The sequence below is a fragment of the Streptomyces sp. NPDC050423 genome (assembly GCF_040655445.1).
Taxonomy (GTDB): domain Bacteria; phylum Actinomycetota; class Actinomycetes; order Streptomycetales; family Streptomycetaceae; genus Streptomyces.
The window spans coordinates 51,668-69,485 of record NZ_JBFAJY010000010.1 but is presented as its reverse complement, the minus strand read 5'-3'; the positions used below and the strand labels follow the sequence as shown (position 1 = coordinate 69,485).

Here is a 17,818-nt window from a genome sequence, read left to right as displayed (position 1 = left end):
GAGGGCCTTTCAGCTCAGCCAGGGCAGCATCGGATCGACCCAGCCGGAAGCGAGCAGAGCGGTGAGCAGGAGCGTGACCGTCACGGCGAGCGTTTCGGGCCAGCGTCGGGGCAGCACGGAGCGGGTGCGCCGCCGGGCCGGTGCGGGCCGGCGCGGGGCGGCGGCCGGGCGCAGCCCGGTCAACAGGTCCCTGATCAGGGGGACGTTGATCTGGAGCTGCACCAGCAGGTAGAGGCCGAGCCCCCAGTTGGGCTCCCAGCCGTTGCGGGCGACGGCCAGGGCGAGGCCGGCCGCCGCCGCTCCGGTGGAGCAGCACAGCCAGCCGAGCGAGACGAGCACCACGCGCCGCGCCATCGTGCCCGGCTTCCCGCCGCCGGCCCCGGTGGGCACCCACGCCGCACTGTGGCCGCGCAGGGTGTGCAGGAAGGCGGCTCCGGCGGCCACGCTCATCAGGACGTTGGCCCGGATCACCTCGATCCGCCAGCGGGTCCGGCTGATCCGCGGCAGCAGCACGTGCCACAGCCACAGTGGCGCGAGCAGCGGCAGCACGTGCCAGGGCCGGATCTGATCCGGGTACCAGAACATCATCACCAGCGGCGGCAGCGGGGCCGCGAAGGTGTTCACCACCGTCGTCAGGTAGCCGACGACGCCCTCGTGGAAGCAGAGCCGCATCCGCCACGGGGCACCCGTCCGCTTGAGGACCGGGGTCCCGATGAGATGCAGATTGCCCATCGCCCAGCGGTACTGCTGGTTGAGGAAGGACGCGAGGTTGTCCGGCGAGGTGCCCTTGGCCACCAGCACCGGCACGTACAGGGTCCGGAACCCCTGCTCGTACAGGGCGAGTCCGGTGTACAGGTCCTCGCTGTGGTCGAGCCGGGCGAAGCCGCCCGCCAGATCGATGGCGCTGCGCCGGTAGACCGCGTTGCTGCCGCAGCAGATCGCCGCGTCGCTCGCGTCCCGGGACGGCTGGATCCAGCGGAAGAACCACTCCTGGGCCGATCCGGCGGCGCGCTGGATCCACTCCATCGTCTCGTCGGTGTCGAAGCACTGCGGGCTCTGCACGATGCCGACGCCCGGGTCGGCCAGGTACGGCACGAGATGGCGCAGGAAGTCGGGCCGGGGCGCGAAGTCCGCGTCCAGGATGGCGATGTACTGAGCGCTGCTCAGGGTGAGCGCGTGATTGAGGTTGCCCGCCTTCTTCAGATGGCCGCGGTCGGGCCGTACGACATAGCGGTAGCCGAACTCGGCGGCGAGGGCGGCCACTTCGGGGCTGTCCGCGTCGTCCAGCACCCAGACGGTCAGCGCGCCGGGCCAGTCCAGGTCCGCGACCGCCCGGTAGGCGTTGTCCAGGACCGGCAGGGGTTCCCCGCAGGTCGGCAGGTAGAGGTCGACGCTCGGCAGCTCGGCCGGGTCCCAGGCGTGCACGAGCACTTCGTGCGAGCGCCTGGTGAGCCGGCGCTGGCGCAGGCTGTTGACCGACGAGAGCGCGAGGGCGACGACGTTCAGGCAGAGCACCGCGAGAAAGGCCCACAGGGCCGGGGTGCGCAGGGCGAAGGTGAACATGGCCGCCGCCGTGAGCACGAAGGCGAGCGAGGAGCTGATCAGCACCCAGCGGCGCTGTGGCCCGAAGTACCAGTAGAGCTCTTGGTCGGACGGAGGTTGAGGTAAGTGATGCACGGTCATAAAGCCCCCCACGGCTGTGCATGTCCCGGTATCTACGGACCCACCCTAGCGCCAAAGGTATAGACCATTCGCCCGTGATCGGGGAGTGAGACGTCGGCCGGGCGTGCGGGGGTGGTCCGGAATTCCGCCGGGAGTGGTCTGGACCTATTCCATGATCCGGTCCGGATGGAGCGGGAAGTTCCAGGTCACACGTGGGTTAACAGTCACCCAACATCCCGAGGAGGCCGTCCCGCGGCTCCGGACCCGTGCCACCGGCGGCCTCCGGCCGCCGCCGCTGCGGCATCCGCCCCGCGTTCCCGGGCCCGGAACCGCCGGCCGCTTCATACGAACGGCACACAGCGCACACCTGACGGCACAATGGGTTCATGCCGATACCCAGCCGCGCCGCCCTCGTCGAACACCTCGTCCGTACGCGTATAGCCGGAGACGTCGCGACCCCGCGCGACAACAACCTCTCCCACTACCGCAAGCTCGCCAACGGCGACCGCCACTTCTGGCTGGGCCTGGAGCTCGGCGACCGGTGGCGCGACGAGCAGGACGTGCTGGCCGTGATGGCCGAGCGGTGCGGGGTCAGCGACGACCCGGAGCACCGGTTCGGCCAGGACACCATCGACCCCGAGCTGACTGTCGCCGCCCTGGACCGCGCGGCGGCCCGGCTGCGCAAGGCGGCCGACGGCTCCGAGCGGGTGCTGTTCGCCACCGGCCACCCGGGCGGTCTGCTGGACGTCCACCGCCGGACGGCGACCGCCCTGGGGGCGGCCGGCTGCGAGATCGTCCGGATCCCGTCCGGGTTGATGGCGGACGAGGGCATGGTCTTCCAGTTCGCGGACGTCGCCGTGCAGGAGCGCGGCGCGACCCTCTGGCACACCCACTCCCCGGCCCCGATGGCGGCGATCCTGGACGGCCTGGAGCGGGAGGGGCGCCCCATGCCCGACCTGGTCGTCGCCGACCACGGCTGGGCCGGGTGCGCGGCGCAGCGCGGCCTCGACGCCATCGGATACGCGGACTGCAACGACCCCGCGCTGTTCCTGGGGGAGTCCGAGGGCACCCTCCAGGTGGCCGTCCCGCTGGACGACCACGTGCTGGACCCGCGGTTCTACGACCCGATGACGGACTACCTGCTGGGCGCGGCCGGACTGCTCTGAGCGGGGGGCGCCGCGACGCCCCGCGCGGGAAGGACGGGGCCGGGCTGCCTCCTGCGACGCCTCAGGGGTTCCGTCCGGCGGCACGGGCCCGGCGCCGCTGCTCCAGCCCCGGCGTCGGGTCCAGATAGACCCGCCGGATCGACGGATACCGCTCCCGCAACTGCTGCTCGGCCTCCTCGCAGGCCCACTCGACCTGCTCGGCACTGGCCACGTCCCGGAAGTCGATCTTGGCGGCGATCAGGATCTCGGCCGGCCCCTGGATGAGCGTGGTCAGCTCCAGTACGTCGATGATGTGCGGCACGGTCAGCAGCTCCTCCCGCACCCCCTCCCGCATCGACGGCGACACCGGCCGGCCGATCAGCAGCTGGGCGTTGGACCGGCCGAGCACCCAGGCCACGTACACGAGCAGCGCGCCGATCAGGATCGACGCGACACCGTCCCAGACCCCGGAGCCCGACAACTGGCCCCCGAGCAGCCCGCCCGCGGCCAGCAGCAGACCCACCAGCGCCGCCGAGTCCTCCATGACGACAGCCTTGACCGCGGTGTCCGGGGTGAGCCGGAAGTAGCGGGTGGCGGGGGTGTCCAGCCGGACGGCCTCCCGGCGCACCTGCCGCAGCCCGGTGCGCAGCGAGTAGCCCTCCAGCAGGAAGGCCACGCCCAGCACGATGTACGAGACGAGCGGATCACCGAGGTTCTCGCCCTCGACCAGGGTGTGGATGCCGTCGTAGACCGAGAAGACCGCGCCGCCGACGAAGGTGGCGACGGAGGCGAGCATCGCCCAGATGTACCGCTCGGGGCCGTACCCCAGCGGGTGTTCCTCGTCGGCGGGCTTCTCGCTGCGCTTGAGCGCGGTGAGCAGCAGCAGTTCGGTGACGGTGTCGGCGACCGAGTGGGCCGCCTCGGAGAGCATCGCGCTCGATCCGCTGATCAGCCCCGCGACGGCCTTCGCCACGGCGATCCCCAGATTGGCGGCCGCGGCGACGACGACGGTGAACGTGGACTCGTCGCCGGCTGATTTCTCGTCACTCATGGTGGCGAGTATGTCGGACTTGCGTAATATGCCGGAGCTGCCGCACAGTGTCCTGCGTTGCCGCACGGTGTCCTGTTCAGTGTCCGCGGGGGACCCGGACGACGCCCTCCTGGATGACGGTGATCGCCAGCCGGCCGTCCTGCGTGTAGATACGGGCCTGGCCCAGCCCGCGCCCGCCGGACGCGGACGGCGACTCCTGGTCGTACAGCAGCCACTCGTCGGCCCGGAACGGCCGGTGGAACCACATCGCGTGGTCCAGGCTCGCGCCCACCACGTCACCGACCGCCCAGCCGCCGCGCCCGTGGGCGAGGAGCACCGAGTCGAGCAGTGTCATGTCGGACACGTACGTCGCCATGCAGACGTGCAGCAGCGGGTCGTCCGCCAGCTTGCCGTTGGTACGGAACCACACCTGCGAACGCGGCTCGCGCGGCTCCCCGACGGTGCCGAACGGCGGGACGTCCACGTACCGCAGATCGACCGCGGCCCGTGCCTCGATCAGCCGGTCCACGACACCCGGATCGCTGAACCGGTGCGCGTGGCGCGGCAGCATCTCGGCGGCCGTGGGCAGCGTCTCCGGGTCGGGTGCGGCCGGCATGTCCGCCTGGTGCTCCAGGCCCTCCTCGTACGTCTGGAAGGACGCGGAGAGGTGGAAGATCGGCTGCCCGTGCTGGACGGCGACGACCCGCCGGGTGGTGAAGGAGCGCCCGTCCCGGATCCGGTCGACGCTGTAGACGATCGGCGCGCCCGGGTCGCCCGCGCGCAGGAAGTACGAGTGCAGCGAGTGGGCGGTCCGGTCGGCCGGGACGGTGCGGCCCGCGGCGACCAGCGCCTGGGCCGCGACCTGCCCGCCGAAGACACGGGGCACGAGCGCCGAACGGCTCGTGCCCCGGAAGATGTCCCGCTCGATCTGCTCCAGGTCGAGCAGCTGGAGCAGATCGAGCAGGGGATCGTGTGCTGTGCTCATGGAGAAGAACGTAGCCGCTCTAAAGGCCCATGGACTTGGCGATGATCGACTTCATGACCTCGCTGGTGCCGCCGTAGATGCGGTTGACCCGGTTGTCCGCGTACAGGCGGGCGATCGGGTACTCGTTCATGAAGCCGTAGCCGCCGTGCAGCTGGAGGCAGCGGTCGATGACGCGGTGCGCGACCTCGGTGCAGAACAGCTTCGCGGAGGCGGCCTCGGCGGCGGTCAGCTCGCCCTGGTCCAGTGCTTCGAGCGCGCGGTCGGCGACGGCCTGGGCCGCGTCGACCTCGGCCTGGCAGGCGGCCAGCTCGAACTTGGTGTTCTGGAACGAGGCGACGGTCTTGCCGAAGACGGTGCGGTCCAGCACGTACTCCTTGGCGAACCGGACGGCGGCCGCGGCCTGCGCGTACGCGCCGAAGGCGATGCCCCAGCGCTCGGAGGCCAGGTTGGTGCCGAGGTAGCCGAAGCCCTTGTTCTCCTCGCCGAGCAGGTCCTCGGCCGGGACCTTGACATCGACGAACGCCAGCTCGGCGGTGTCGGAGGTGCGCAGGCCGAGCTTGTCGAGCTTGCGGCCCACCGAGTAGCCCGCGGACTTGGTGTCGACGGCGAAGAGCGAGATGCCGAAGCGGCGGTCGTCCTCGCGGGGGGCGGAGGTGCGGGCGCAGACGATGACGCGGTCGGCGTGCACGCCGCCGGTGATGAAGGTCTTGGCGCCGTTGAGGACGTAGTGCGTGCCGTCCTCGGAGAGCTTGGCGGTGGTCTTCATGCCCGCGACGTCGGAGCCGGTGCCCGGCTCGGTCATCGCCAGGGCCCACATCTCCTCGCCGGTGGTGAACTTCGGCAGCCAGCGCTTCTTCTGCTCGTCGGTGGCGAGCATCTTGATGTAGGGCAGGCCGAGCAGGGTGTGCACCCCGGAGCCGCCGAAGGAGACGCCCGCGCGGGCGGTCTCCTCATAGATGACGGCCTCGTACTTGTGCGAGTCGATACCCGCGCCGTCGTACTCCTCGTCCACCGTGATGCCGAAGACACCCAGCTCGCCGAGCTTGCCGTAGAACTCGCGCGGCACCACGCCGGCGGCGAACCACTCGTCGTACACCGGCACGACCTCGGCCGCGATGAAGGCGCGGATGGTCTCCCGGAACGCCTCGTGGTCCTCGTTGAATACCGTACGGCGCACGGGGTGCCTCCCTGGTCGGCTTCGCTCGGCTCGGCTAAGCGCTTGCTCAGCCTTGGTTAAAAGTTACCCGGCAGTCACTGGAGCTGTCCAGGGTGATGCTGAGCACGCCCTCCTGTGCACCCTTCCCGGCGGCGGTACGGGAGAGGGCTCCGGAATGATCAGCCGTTCGGCAAACCCGGTGGAGCCGGCCGACGGGTCTGTCTCCCGTACAGAGCCCTGCCTCTGGCTCTGACAGTCCCCCTCTCGAGTCCGCACAGCAGGACCGCATTCGGGTAGATGATCGATCGCGGCGGACCTGATGCGGTGTTCGAGATGACGCCGTGGCCGATCATCTGGGCATTTCCGACGGAAGCGTCCGGGACCGGTCTACGGTGGGTGGTGGCGGTCGTGCGTGGGCGCGGCGCCGCGAAGGGGGACGTGTGGAAGCCGAGTTGGCCGCGTTGGCGGCTTCGGGGGCGACGACGCTGGTCGGGTTGATGGTCTCGGATGTCTGGGCGCAGGCGCGTGACAGGGTGGCGGGGCTCTTCGCTCGCGGCGGTGACCGGTCGGCCGGTGAGCCGGCACAGATCGAGCGGTCGCAGGCCGAGCAGTTGCAGGCATCCCGGGAGGCGCTGGTGATCGCTCGTGCGTCTCAGGACGAGGCGACCGCGGCCGACATCACGCAGGAGTGGGAGGCGCGATTGCGCCGACTGCTGCGCGGTGATCCGTCGACGGCCGACGAACTGCGCCGGCTGCTCGACGAACTGCGGCCGCAGGTGCCGCAGCAGCCTGCGGTGAGCGTGCACAACACCATCTCCGACGGGGAGTTCCACGCGCCGCTCTTTCAGGCGGCGCGTATCTCCGGGGTGCGTTTCGGCGCCTCGGGGTCTTCGGCCCAGGCCGGGGAGGAGAGTGCGTAGGCGGCGTCCCCACGCCGGGTAGTCACCCGGCGGGTGCGGTGGCTAACGGAATTCCGGCTTGTTCTTGCTGGTGCCGTCGGGGCCTGCGCGGCGTGGCAAGTAGCGTGCGCGCTAAGGGAGTTCGAGGTACCGGGTTCTGTTGCCGGTGACGGTGGTGTCTGCCCGGCCGGTGCGCGTGTAGTCGAACCCGCGACGAGTGTTGGGCGCCTGCGGTGGCTGTCAGGGCCGCGGTCTGCGACGGGGGTAGGAATGCGTGACGAGGCGGAGTCCGCGGCGGTGGACGGGGGGACTGTCCGTAATGCGGTGAGCGGCGGTTCGCAGGGCGCCCTGTACCAGGGCCGGGACTTCACGTGGATCGAAGGGGGCTCCCACATCCATGTGCGGTCCGGGGAGGAGCTGGTCCGGGAGGGGGCCTGGTCGGACTGCCCGTATCTGGGACTGGCACCGTTCCTCCAACGGCACGAGCGGGTGTTCTACGGCCGCGACGCGGTGGCCGAGCGGCTGGTCGAACGGCTGATGACGCGACTGCCCCAAGGCATGCTGGTCGTGGTGGGAGCCTCGGGAGCGGGCAAATCGTCGCTGCTGCAGGCCGGGATGTTACCGCTCCTGGCACGGGGTGAGCTGGGGCGATGGCCGGTGCTGAGTATGACTCCCACAGGACAGCCGCTGCGGGAACTGGCACACGGGCTGGCCCGAATGGCCGGGGTGGACGTGGTATCGGTGGACCGCTCGCTGCGGGACGCCCCCCAGGCTGTGCCGCAACTGATCGAGCAGGTGATCCGCACAACCCGCACCCACACAGACCTGGCTGCGGGTGTCGACACGGATTCCAGTGTGGGTGGGCGGGCGCCCCGGCTGGTGCTGGTGGTCGATCAGCTGGAGGAGTTGTTCACCCTCGCCCAGGAGAGCGAGCAGGGCCGGGAGGAGCGGGCCGCGTTCTTCGCGGCACTGCGGGCGGCGACGACTCCGGCCGAGCCGGGCGGAGCACCGGCCGCGATGGTGGTGGCAGCGGTCCGGGGTGACTTCCTGGACCAGGCGCTGCGCTTCCCGCTGCTGGCCGAGGCGATCGACGCCGAGGTGTTCGCGATCACACCAATGAGCGAGGCGGAGCTGCGGTCCGCGGTCACCGGCCCGGCCGCCGAAGCGGGCCTTGGCGTCGACGAAGCGGTCGTCGACGCGGTAGTGGATGAGGTGCGCTCCGGCGACCCGGCTGCGGAAGGCTTCGGAGCGGGAGTGCTGCCCCTGGTCTCCCAGGCGATGTACGCCGCGTGGGAGCACCGCGAACCCGGAGGGGAACTGGACCTGCGTGCCTACCGGCGCGGCGGCGGGACCACTGACGCGGTCAACCGCAGCGCCCAGACCCTCTACGACGACCTGCCCCCCGAACGGCAGACGATCGCGAGCGTGGTGTTCACGCTGCTGACGATCGTGGCCCCGGACGGGCGTCTGGCCCGCCGCCGCCTGAGCGTCGCGCAGCTCCGCGCGGCGTGCACCGCAGACCCGGCCGAGGTGGACGCGGTGGTCGCGGCGTTCGCCGCGCGCCGGCTCCTGGTCACCGACGGCACCGGCGTCGAGATCGCCCACGACGTGCTGCTCACCTCCTGGCACCAGCTCACCACGTGGCTGGAGGGCGACCGCCTCGACCGGGCCCTGCACAGCCAACTGCTGACCGACACCACCACCTGGATCGACCACCAGAAGCACAAGGCGTACCTGTACCCGGCCGCCCGGCTGGCCGAAGCCCGCGCCGCGGCCGACCGCTGGACAGCCGACCCCGAGCGCTACCCACAGCCCACCGCCGACGCGGCCGAGTTCCTCCTGACCGGCCACCGCGCAGCCCGCCGCGGCACCCGTATCCGCCGCACCCTCATCGCCGTCCTGGCCGTCCTGGGCGGCCTGGGCAGCCTGCGCAGCATGGGTGGCCTGGAAGGCCTGCGTAGCCTGGAAGGCCTGGTCGGCCTGGTCGGCCTGGTCGTCCTGGCCGTCCTGGCCGTCCTGCGCAGCCTGGGCGGCCTGCGCAGCCTGGGCGGCCTGGTCGTCCTGCGCGGCCTGGGCGGCCTGGTCGGCCTGGTTGTCCTGGTCGGCCTGGTCGACCAGGTCGGCCTGGGCGGACTGGGCGGCCTGGTCGTCCTGGTCGGTCTGGGCGGCTTGGTCGTCCTGGCCGTCCTGGCCGTCCAGGGCTAGCCGTTCTGACCTGACCGCCGCCATCACATCAGTACCGGGGAATTCGTTACCGCCTGCCGCCTCGCCGCCGCAGCCTGGCACGCCTCCCCCACGAACCAAGCACGCCATGCCATGGGCCATCTCCTCAACAAGCAGCAGCGAAACGGCATGCTGTGCTGCCCGAATCCCCCGGCAAGATGAACGGCGTGGTGTTCAGTCCTGACGGGAGCCTCCTCGCCACCGCCAACGACGATGGCACGGTCTACCTCGCCAAGATGCGGTTGTTCACAAACATGTATGCCGCGCTGTGCTCAGGCGTAGGAGCACCCACACCAGAAGAGTGGGAGGAATACGCGTCCGACGAACCGCTAATCGACGCCTGTACATCCTGAACAACCCGTCCCACGGATGGCCTTCCCGATATCCACGCCGCCCCAAGAGCTCAGCAACGGCATTCCGCTGCGAGCGCATCACTCAAGGCGGCTCCAACTCCACGGCCCGAAAAGCCTACGGTCCCGTTCGGCGACCTGTCGCAGGCCGGCATCGACGATCTGTGTGAGCTGGCTCGTCACGTGTGGCCGATCCAGAGCCGCTCGCTGGCGGAGAAACGCATGGCCGGCGTCCGGAGGCTGTTCGGGCACCTGAAGGCGCTGTCGGGAAAGACCTGGCAGGAGCGCTGAGAGGCCAGCGGGTTCAAGGAGGAGAACGCCCCCTGGTCAATGTCCTGGGCCGGCCAGGGGTCGGCTACGACGGCAACTTGGTCTTGGCGCTGATGGCGTTCACCGTCCCGATCACCCGGCCGTCGCTTCTCCGGGTTCCGGGCGGCCAACTTCTCCGACTGCGCCGACTCCCGGTTCAGCTCACGAAGACGATGGCCAAGAATCTCGGTCAGGCCACACGCCCGGTGCTTCCCGCCCGATGTAGAGGCAGCCGGGGTTGACCCTGACCGTGACCGGCTGCTCCCGGAGTATCTCGTCGAGTGGTTGATGCACCCGTTGGTCCGTCAGCGCGTCCGGGTCGATTTCGACAGGCGCCGTCCAGCAGGTCAACGTCAATCCGACCCGTCTGCGTGAGCTGGAGATTGACATGCCGGCCGATCTGGCAGAGCAGCGAAGGATCGTCGATCTGCTTCATTCCTGCGACGCGCAGATCGAGAACGAACAGGCCGAGCCGGCCAAGCTGCACGCCCTCAAGGCGGGGCTTGTGGATGATCTGCTGGGTGGCAGGGTCTGATCGGGCTGGGATGTGACAAGGCCCCTGTCGCGCGACAGGGGCCGGTTGTACGTCGGGTCAGACGTGGAAGGCGCCAGCTTTGACAGCCGTGACGAACGACGACCAACCGGCTGTCGGGATCACCAGTGCGGGGCCGTGCGGGACCTTGGAGTCTCGGACGGGGACCCTCGACGGGTACCCGTCCGCCACCTCGACGCAGCTCCCGCCTTCGGACCCGCTGTAGGACGACTTGCGCCAGCCGTGAAGGGTGGCGGCGTCGAGGACGGTGGGGTCAGTCATGATGTCCGTATTCCTTCGCTGTCGCCCTTATCAGGGCAAGTGACTCCGTCAGTGGCAGTGCGTCGCTCATTGCGAGATCGTAGGCGCTGCGCAGCCGCTCGACCACAGCCGGAGAGTCGTGCACCTTGCCGATGGACAGGCCTTCGCTGTAAGCCACCGGAGGCTGGTCCTCGAACCACATCAGTGTCAACATGCTCTGCATGAGCGGGTGAGCGCCCGCGCTCCGTGGCAACAGGTGTGCACGTACGCGCCCGCTTTCGCCGAGGCCGACGACGTGCATGAGCTGTTCCGCCATGACACCCGCGCTGCCGATCGGGCGGTGCAGGACCGCCTCATCCAGTAGCGCCCACACTACGGGCGTCACGGGATCGGTGAGGATCTTTGAGCGTTCAATCCGTGTGACGACGAGCCTGTCACGTTCCTCTTCACCCCTCGGGGGGAAGTCCGCGTTCAGAACCGCACGTGCGTACCGTTCCGTCTGAAGGATGCCAGGCACGTAGGACAACCCGAACTCGCGGATCATCGTGGCTTGCTGCTCAAGCTGCCAGGCCGCCTCGAAGTAGTCGGCCACCGCCGAGTCGTCCTCCGGCAGGAAGCTGCTCAGCACATTCCCCGTGCCCAGCGCCCTGTCCAGCCGCCGCGCGTCCTCCTTCGAAGGGATGCGGCGTCCCGCCTCGATGTGCGCGATGTGCGAACGGGTCATGACCGCCGCGTCGGCCAGCTCCTGTTGCGTCATTCCCGCTGCCAGGCGCTGTTCCTTGAGCCAGTCCCCATAGCAATTACGCATCTTCAACTCCCGTGTGACAGATCATTCGTCACCAAGTAACCCCTGGCGAGCCTAGCCCGCACCGTCTCACTCTGTGAGTGGATCGCTACACAGAGCTGCCCTTCCTGTTGCCCGCTACGGCGAAGGAGGGGTGTGCCCTGTGCCGGCCCGCACACGCAGGACCCCCGCGACCGCTGTACACGGCCCGGGGGCATGGCCATCAACCGAACCTGACGGAGTTGACGACGTGTTGGACTGTATCGCCCGAATCTTCGAGCCTCTGCTACGGCTCCTGGCGCCCGCCCCGGGCCCTCGTCGCTCCACCGAGGCGGATCTCTACCCGCCACCCCTGCGCGCGCCCGCCGCTCCGCGGCCACGGCACACGTACATGCTGCGGGGCGAGGACACCGCACTGGTCCGCCCGTACCTCCTCGTCCATGAACGAAACGAGGAAATGCGCCGGCAGTGCGCACGGCGCCGTGCCCTCTGGCTCGCCGTGCACGGCGTCGACGTCGGGCCGCGCGTCATCCACGGCATGGCGGTGCCCGCATGATCAGCGGCAGGGGCGGTGCCCTTCGGCTGCTTCCGTGGTCCGGCCCGGAAGGCAAGCCCTGCTATCTCGACACGGACGGGACCGGATACGTCTCCCGCCTCGCCGATGACATCGAGGCCGTGCAGCTCTCCATGTGCCAGGAGCTGCTCGACCACGCGACCGACATGATCCCCGACCGCCAGGTGACCTCCGCGCAGCTCCGCTTCCTCGCCGCCAGGATGGCCGAGGCCCTGCGTGACGTTCAACGGATCGCCGAGAGCAGAGGCGCCCGCCTCCCCGTACCCGCGTACGACGAGCCCGCGTCCGGAGACTGATCCGGTTTCGAGCGGCCGAGGTCAGATCGGTGACGTTCACATCCAGGGTGGCCAGGTTCCGGTGAAGACCGGGATGCCTTCCAGGACGGATCGTCCGGGGCGTGCGCGATCGCGCGCTCACCCCTGCCGGAGCGCCACCCACAACTCCGTGCGCACGTCCATGTCGTCCAGGTCCACCCCCAGCAGCACCGCGCACCGCCCGATGCGCTGGCGGACGGTGTTGCGGTGGACCTGGAGGGCCGTCGCCGTGCGGTCCCAGCTGCCGTGCAGGCTCAGCCAGCAGCGCAGCGTCTCGGCGAGGGGCTCGGTCAGTGGGGCGAGCAGGGCGCGGGCGTGCGCCTCCGCGGCCTCCCGGGGGATCAGCGCGGTCAGGCCGCGGCCGGTGTCCGTGCGGTGGTACGAGAGCGGGGTGCGGGTCGCCTCCGCGCGGCCGAGGGCGCGGGACGCCTGGGCGTCGGCCACGTCCAGTGCGGTGATCGCGGCGGGGGCGGACGCGCCGAGCGTCCAGCCGGGCTGCGGGGTGATCCGGTCGCCGCCGGGCACCAGCACCCGTACCGCGTCGCGGCCCCGGCCCCCGTCGACCAGCGCCGAGCCCAGGGCCGCGCCGAGCGCCCCGGCCGTGAGCGGGTCCACCGGGTCGCCGCCGCCGCGGCGCGCGTGCACCACCGTCCACTGCTCCGCGCCGCCCAGCAGCGGGGCGACGCCCGCCGGGTCCGCGCCCAGCAGCAGCCGGACCAGCGCCGCCGAGCGGCCCGCGGCGTCGGCGCCCTGGTGCGGGGCGGCCAGCAGGGAGAGCAGGACGACCGCGACCCCGGCGATGGTGTGGTCGCCCGGCTCGCGCCGCTCGGTCGCCAGCGTCAGGACGAGCCCCTGCCCGACGCCGAGCGCGTACGCGGCGAGGTGGGTGGTCCCCAGGGTGTCGGTGGCCGAGGCGGGCGCGGGGCGTACGACCGGCGCGACCACCCGGGAGAGCCGGGTGAGCGCGGCCCGCACATCGGGGGCCGGTGTCCGGCCCGCCGCGTGCAGCTCCTCGCCCTGGGCCGTGAGCAGGACCGCCCGCCCGTCCAGCTGGGCGGCCAGCTGGTGCAGCACGGCCGGCACCGGATCGGTCCTGGCCGCCGCCGTCGCCAGGGCCTGCTGGGCGCGCGTCACCCGGCGCAGCTCGCGCAGCCGGGCCTCCGCCATCAGCCGCCATACCGCGCGGGTGATCGCCGTGAACGGGGTCTCCGGCGGCACCTCGATCAGCGGCAGCCCGTACCGGTCGCACGCCGCGACCAGCTCCGCGGGCACCGTCTCGTGCACCGGCCGCACCCCGAAACCGAGCGCCGCCGCCCCCGCCTCGACCAGGCGGGACACATAGGTGTCCGGGTCCGTGAGCAGTACCCCGGCGCTCAGCAGCAGCTCGCCGCCGAGCAGATACGGGTACGGGTCGGCCATCTCCGAGGTGTGCACCCACAGCAGCTCCGCCTCGGCCGGTCCCGCGATGCCGCGCAGCCCGAGCTCCTCCCGGGCGAGCAGCTCGGTCAGCCGGATGGGCGGGGTCGGCGGTGCCGTCGGTCCGGCGGGGAGTTCCGGCATGGATGGTTCATCCGTTCAGTGCGGCGAGAATGGATGAAACATACACTTCAGGCCGGCGGTCCGGCCGCTTACCGTCGTCCATGGACCCGTGTGCGTGCTTCCGTGCCGCTCCGGGCGATCCGGCACACTCGAAGAGGCAGCGCGTTTGCCGAAGGAATCGAAGGAAAGGCCACCCACCCCATGAGCAGCACCGAAACGCCGCGCGGACCCGTCGACTCCTCACGCGTCCCGCGGTACGCGGGGCCGGCGACGTTCGCCCGGCTGCCCCGGCTCGACGAGGTCGGCCGGGCCGATGTCGCCGTGGTCGGCGTGCCCTTCGACAGCGGGGTCTCCTACCGGCCCGGCGCCCGGTTCGGCGGCAACGCGATCCGGGAGGCCTCGCGGCTTCTCCGCCCGTACAACCCGGCACAGGACGCCTCGCCGTTCGCCCTCGCGCAGGTCGCCGACGCCGGTGACATCGCGGCCAACCCGTTCAACATCAACGAGGCCGTCGAGACGATCGAGGCCGCCGCCGACGATCTGCTCGGCACCGGCGCCCGCCTGATGACGCTCGGCGGCGACCACACCATCGCGCTGCCGCTGCTGCGTTCCGTCGCCAAGAAGCACGGCCCCGTCGCGCTGCTCCACTTCGACGCGCACCTCGACACCTGGGACACCTACTTCGGCGCCGAGTACACCCACGGCACCCCGTTCCGCCGGGCCGTCGAGGAGGGCATCCTCGACACCTCGGCGCTCTCCCACGTCGGCACCCGCGGCCCGCTGTACGGCAAGCAGGACCTCACCGACGACGCCAAGATGGGCTTCGGGATCGTGACCTCCGCCGACGTCATGCGGCGCGGCGTCGACGAGATCACCGACCAGCTCCGGCAGCGCATCGGCGGCCGGCCGCTCTACATCTCCATCGACATCGACGTCCTGGACCCGGCGCACGCCCCCGGCACCGGCACCCCGGAGGCCGGCGGCCTCACCTCCCGCGAGCTGCTGGAGATCGTGCGCGGGCTGTCCTCCTGCAACCTGGTCTCCGCCGACCTGGTCGAGGTCGCGCCCGCGTACGACCACGCCGAGATCACGTCCGTCGCCGCCTCGCACACCGCGTACGAGCTGACGACGATCATGGCCCGCCAGATCGCGGAGGCCGGGCAGAACGAGGCCGGGCAGAACGAGGCCGGGCAGAAGTGAGCCACGACCACCACGACGAGCGCCCCGAGCTCACCCCCGGGCAGATCGCCGCCGCGCTGAACCCCCCGCCCGGACGCAACGGCGGCGACCTCGTCGTCGAGACCCTCCAGGGCCTCGGCGCGACCACCGTCTTCGGGCTGCCCGGACAGCACGCGCTGGGCATGTTCGACGCGCTGCGCCGCTCGTCCCTCGGCTACGTCGGCCTGCGCGTCGAGAACAACGCGGGCTTCGCCGCCGACGCCTACGGGCGCATCACCGGCGAGGTCGCCCCGCTCCTCCTGTCCACCGGACCGGGCGCGCTCACCTCGCTCGCCGCGCTCCAGGAGGCGGCCAGCGCGTCCGCCCCCGTGCTGGCCGTCTCCAGCCAGATCCCGACGGCGGGACTCGGCGGCGGACGCCACGGCTACCTGCACGAACTGCGCGACCAGCAGGCGTCGTTCCGCGACATCGTGAAGTCCGTCCACACGGTGCGTGCCGCCTCGCAGATCCCGTCCGCGATCGCCGCCGCCTGGGAGTCCGCGCTGACGGCCCCGCACGGCCCGGTCTGGGTCGAGATCCCGCAGGACGTGCTCCTGGCCGAGACGACGCTGCCCGTCGTCACCGCGATGGACGCCACCCCGCGCGAACTGCACGCCCGCCCCGAACTCATCGCGGTGGCCGCCCACCTGCTGTCGAACGCCGAGCGTCCCGTGATCATCGCGGGTGGCGGGGTCGTACGCTCCGACGCCTCCGGCAAGCTGCGCGCCCTCGCCGAGAAGGTCAGCGCCCCGGTCGTCACCACCTACGGCGGCAAGGGCGCCTTTCCGTGGGAGCACCCGCTCTCGCTCCAGTCCTGGCTGGAGGACCGCCACACCACGGACTTCCTGGAGGACGCCGACGTCGTCCTGGTCGTCGGCTCCGGACTCGGTGAACTCTCCTCGAACTACCACACGTTCGCCCCGCGCGGCCGGGTCGTGCAGATCGAGGCGGATGCCGGGAAGCTGGAGTCCAACCACCCCGCGCTCGGCATCCACGCCGACGCCCGGGACGCCCTGGCCGACCTCCTCGAAGCGGTCACCCCCCGCACCGACCCGGCCGCCGCCGAGCGCGTCGCGGCGGTCCTGGGCCGGGTGTGGGACCGGATCGCCGCCCAGGGGCTCACCCTGGAACAGCACCTCGTCGCGGAGATCCGGGCGGCCCTGCCCGACACGTCCCCCAGCTTCTGGGACATGACGATCCTCGCCTACTGGGCCTGGTCCGCCTTCGACGCCCGCCACCCCAACACCATGCACTCGGCCCAGGGCGCCGGAGGCCTCGGCTACGGATTCCCGGCGGCCATCGGCGCGGCGGCCGCCGACAGGACCAAGCCGGTCCTGGCGGTCTCCGGCGACGGCGGCGCGATGTACTCCATCGCGGAACTCGCCACCGCCCGCCAGTACGACCTCCCGGTCACCTGGCTGATCGTGGACGACGGCGGCTACGGCATCCTGCGCGAGTACATGACCGGCGCCTTCGGCGAGACCACCGGGACGGAGCTGTCCCGCCCGGACTTCGTCGCACTCGCCGAGTCCTTCGGCGTCCCGGCGGTCCGTACGAGCCCCGAGACGCTCGCGGACGACCTGGCCAAGTCCTTCGCGCAGCCGGGCCCCTCGGTCGTCGTACTCCCGGCGCTGCTCAGGATGTTCGAGCCGACGCACATCTGACTTCGACGCCGGTCGCGTCGCACCCGGAGCCGTAACGGGCTCCGGGGGCGACCCGTTGATCCCGTCGCATACAACTTTCCGGCCGTCCGCGAGTCATCTCTGACGGGGGTGCCGGGGGGCGCGCTCGCAGGACTTACTCAGGGCTCGCAGAACTCACTCAAGGCTCGCAGAACTCACTCAGGGGACGGAACGCAGCATGACCACATCTCACATATCCCGCCGTGCCCGCGGCGCGCTCTGTGCCGCGCTGGCCACCGGGGTGCTCGCACCCGTGGCGCTCGGCGCGGCGCCCGCCGCCGCCGCTACGCCGACGGCGAGCTGCACCTCGGGCAAGGCCGGACTCGCCGCCAAGCTGTCCAAGGACATCACCGCGGCGCTCAAGGGGCGCAAGTCGACCACCGCGGTGGCGCTCCAGGACCGGACGACCAGGACGACGTGCACGCTGCGGTCCACGTCGAAGTACGACTCCGCGAGCGTCGTGAAGGCGACCGTGCTGGCCACGCTGCTCTGGGACAGCGCCAAGCACAACCGCCACCTCACCCAGCGCGAGACCGACCTCAGCACCGCCATGATCACCAAGTCCGACAACAACGCCACCACCAAGCTGTGGAAGCAGCTCGGCGCCACCAAGGTCGCGGCGTTCCTCAATGCGGCCGGCATGACGCACACCACACCCGGGTCCGGCGGCTACTGGGGGCTCACGCAGATCACCGCGCAGGACGAGCAGCGGCTGCTGACGCTGCTCACCGCGAAGAACACCGTGCTCAGCGACAACGCACGCGCCTACGAGCTCGGGCTGATGCGCAAGGTCATCCCCTCCCAGCGCTGGGGAACGCCCGCCGGAGCCCCGGCCACGGCCACCGTCCAGCTCAAGAACGGCTGGCTCCAGCGGGCCACCCACGGCTGGCGGGTGCACAGCATCGGCGCCTTCACGGGCAACGGCCACGACTACGTGCTCACGGTGCTCACCCAGGACAACAAGACGATGAGTGACGGCATCAACACCATCCAGGCGGTCGCACGGGCCGTGCACAAGGACCTGAACCCGCGCACCATCAAGGCGAGGCCCGCCACCGTGCCCACGGCGGCCCGGACGCTCACCGCGAACCAGTAGCCGCGACAGGCCCGGACCAATGGCCCCCGTATCGGGGGAGCGGGCTACGCCGATGGTCC

Annotated in this window: 17 protein-coding genes; 10 read left to right on the top strand and 7 right to left on the bottom strand. The window is 71.1% G+C overall.

The features are described 5' to 3' along the window. Positions 1–9: 9 nt before the first annotated feature. Entirely contained in the window at positions 10–1,683 is a 1,674-nt protein-coding gene (locus tag AB0I52_RS10310) for a cellulose synthase catalytic subunit (protein ID WP_363070854.1), read from the bottom strand. 365 nt (positions 1,684–2,048) lie between these two features. Here AB0I52_RS10310 and AB0I52_RS10305 point away from each other — a divergent pair, with 365 nt between their 5' ends. Further along, a complete protein-coding gene (locus AB0I52_RS10305; protein ID WP_363070852.1) occupies positions 2,049–2,828 on the top strand; it encodes a phosphatase in 780 nt (259 codons plus the stop codon). A gap of 61 nt (positions 2,829–2,889) precedes the next feature. Here AB0I52_RS10305 and AB0I52_RS10300 read toward each other — a convergent pair whose 3' ends face one another. The 3 genes from AB0I52_RS10300 to AB0I52_RS10290 form a co-directional block, all read right to left on the bottom strand. Then, entirely contained in the window at positions 2,890–3,858 is a 969-nt protein-coding gene (locus AB0I52_RS10300; protein WP_363070850.1) for a cation diffusion facilitator family transporter, read from the bottom strand. 76 nt (positions 3,859–3,934) lie between these two features. Continuing rightward, a complete protein-coding gene (tesB, locus tag AB0I52_RS10295) occupies positions 3,935–4,822 on the bottom strand; it encodes an acyl-CoA thioesterase II (protein ID WP_363070848.1) in 888 nt (295 codons plus the stop codon). 19 nt (positions 4,823–4,841) lie between these two features. After that, positions 4,842–5,999, bottom strand: a complete 1,158-nt coding sequence (locus AB0I52_RS10290) for an acyl-CoA dehydrogenase family protein (protein ID WP_123471245.1) — start codon at positions 5,997–5,999, stop codon at positions 4,842–4,844. Between the two features lie 419 nt (positions 6,000–6,418). Between AB0I52_RS10290 and AB0I52_RS10285 the strand changes: the two genes are divergently transcribed. From AB0I52_RS10285 to AB0I52_RS10270, 4 genes are all read left to right on the top strand, one after another. Continuing rightward, on the top strand, positions 6,419–6,898 hold the full coding sequence (locus AB0I52_RS10285; protein ID WP_363070846.1) for a hypothetical protein: 480 nt from the start codon (positions 6,419–6,421) through the stop codon (positions 6,896–6,898). Positions 6,899–7,147: 249 nt separating this feature from the next. Beyond that, entirely contained in the window at positions 7,148–9,082 is a 1,935-nt protein-coding gene (locus tag AB0I52_RS10280; RefSeq protein ID WP_363070844.1) for a hypothetical protein, read from the top strand. Positions 9,083–9,234: 152 nt separating this feature from the next. Continuing rightward, positions 9,235–9,453 (top strand): WD40 repeat domain-containing protein, encoded by a 219-nt coding sequence (locus AB0I52_RS10275; protein WP_363070842.1) that lies wholly within the window; start codon positions 9,235–9,237, stop codon positions 9,451–9,453. Positions 9,454–10,081: 628 nt separating this feature from the next. After that, entirely contained in the window at positions 10,082–10,294 is a 213-nt protein-coding gene (locus AB0I52_RS10270; RefSeq protein WP_363070996.1) for a restriction endonuclease subunit S, read from the top strand. A 57-nt stretch (positions 10,295–10,351) separates the two neighbouring features. On the opposite strand, the gene AB0I52_RS10265 is transcribed toward AB0I52_RS10270, so the two are convergent. After that, entirely contained in the window at positions 10,352–10,573 is a 222-nt protein-coding gene (locus AB0I52_RS10265; RefSeq protein ID WP_362959850.1) for a DUF397 domain-containing protein, read from the bottom strand. After that, complete coding sequence (locus tag AB0I52_RS10260; RefSeq protein WP_363070840.1) at positions 10,566–11,360, bottom strand: helix-turn-helix transcriptional regulator; 795 nt, start codon at positions 11,358–11,360, stop codon at positions 10,566–10,568. The genes AB0I52_RS10265 and AB0I52_RS10260 overlap by 8 nt, the downstream gene beginning before the upstream one ends. Positions 11,361–11,586: 226 nt before the next feature. Between AB0I52_RS10260 and AB0I52_RS10255 the strand changes: the two genes are divergently transcribed. Then, entirely contained in the window at positions 11,587–11,892 is a 306-nt protein-coding gene (locus tag AB0I52_RS10255; protein WP_363070838.1) for a hypothetical protein, read from the top strand. Then, complete coding sequence (locus AB0I52_RS10250) at positions 11,889–12,206, top strand: hypothetical protein (protein WP_363070836.1); 318 nt, start codon at positions 11,889–11,891, stop codon at positions 12,204–12,206. The genes AB0I52_RS10255 and AB0I52_RS10250 overlap by 4 nt, the downstream gene beginning before the upstream one ends. 117 nt (positions 12,207–12,323) lie before the next feature. On the opposite strand, the gene AB0I52_RS10245 is transcribed toward AB0I52_RS10250, so the two are convergent. After that, complete coding sequence (locus AB0I52_RS10245; RefSeq protein WP_363070834.1) at positions 12,324–13,784, bottom strand: PucR family transcriptional regulator; 1,461 nt, start codon at positions 13,782–13,784, stop codon at positions 12,324–12,326. A 180-nt stretch (positions 13,785–13,964) separates the two neighbouring features. On the opposite strand from AB0I52_RS10245, the gene speB reads away from it, so the two are divergent. From speB to AB0I52_RS10230, 3 genes are all read left to right on the top strand, one after another. Then, on the top strand, positions 13,965–14,963 hold the full coding sequence (gene speB / locus AB0I52_RS10240; RefSeq protein WP_363070832.1) for an agmatinase: 999 nt from the start codon (positions 13,965–13,967) through the stop codon (positions 14,961–14,963). Further along, positions 14,960–16,645, top strand: coding sequence for a thiamine pyrophosphate-binding protein (locus tag AB0I52_RS10235; RefSeq protein ID WP_363070830.1), 1,686 nt, complete (start codon positions 14,960–14,962; stop codon positions 16,643–16,645). Before speB ends, AB0I52_RS10235 begins: the two co-directional genes overlap by 4 nt. A 196-nt stretch (positions 16,646–16,841) precedes the next feature. Then, positions 16,842–17,759 (top strand): serine hydrolase, encoded by a 918-nt coding sequence (locus tag AB0I52_RS10230; protein ID WP_363070828.1) that lies wholly within the window; start codon positions 16,842–16,844, stop codon positions 17,757–17,759. Positions 17,760–17,818 lie beyond the last annotated feature (59 nt).

Excerpts from the sequence above, each read along its gene's own strand:
- AB0I52_RS10310 (WP_363070854.1), bottom strand. The coding sequence starts at position 1,683 with ATGACCGTGCATCACTTACCTCAACCTCCGTCCGACCAAGAGCTCTAC.
- AB0I52_RS10305 (WP_363070852.1), top strand. The coding sequence starts at position 2,049 with ATGCCGATACCCAGCCGCGCCGCCCTCGTCGAACACCTCGTCCGTACG.
- AB0I52_RS10300 (WP_363070850.1), bottom strand. The coding sequence starts at position 3,858 with ATGAGTGACGAGAAATCAGCCGGCGACGAGTCCACGTTCACCGTCGTC.
- tesB (WP_363070848.1), bottom strand. The coding sequence starts at position 4,822 with ATGAGCACAGCACACGATCCCCTGCTCGATCTGCTCCAGCTGCTCGAC.
- AB0I52_RS10280 (WP_363070844.1), top strand. The coding sequence starts at position 7,148 with ATGCGTGACGAGGCGGAGTCCGCGGCGGTGGACGGGGGGACTGTCCGT.
- AB0I52_RS10265 (WP_362959850.1), bottom strand. The coding sequence starts at position 10,573 with ATGACTGACCCCACCGTCCTCGACGCCGCCACCCTTCACGGCTGGCGC.
- AB0I52_RS10260 (WP_363070840.1), bottom strand. The coding sequence starts at position 11,360 with ATGCGTAATTGCTATGGGGACTGGCTCAAGGAACAGCGCCTGGCAGCG.
- AB0I52_RS10250 (WP_363070836.1), top strand. The coding sequence starts at position 11,889 with ATGATCAGCGGCAGGGGCGGTGCCCTTCGGCTGCTTCCGTGGTCCGGC.
- AB0I52_RS10245 (WP_363070834.1), bottom strand. The coding sequence starts at position 13,784 with ATGCCGGAACTCCCCGCCGGACCGACGGCACCGCCGACCCCGCCCATC.
- speB (WP_363070832.1), top strand. The coding sequence starts at position 13,965 with ATGAGCAGCACCGAAACGCCGCGCGGACCCGTCGACTCCTCACGCGTC.
- AB0I52_RS10230 (WP_363070828.1), top strand. The coding sequence starts at position 16,842 with ATGACCACATCTCACATATCCCGCCGTGCCCGCGGCGCGCTCTGTGCC.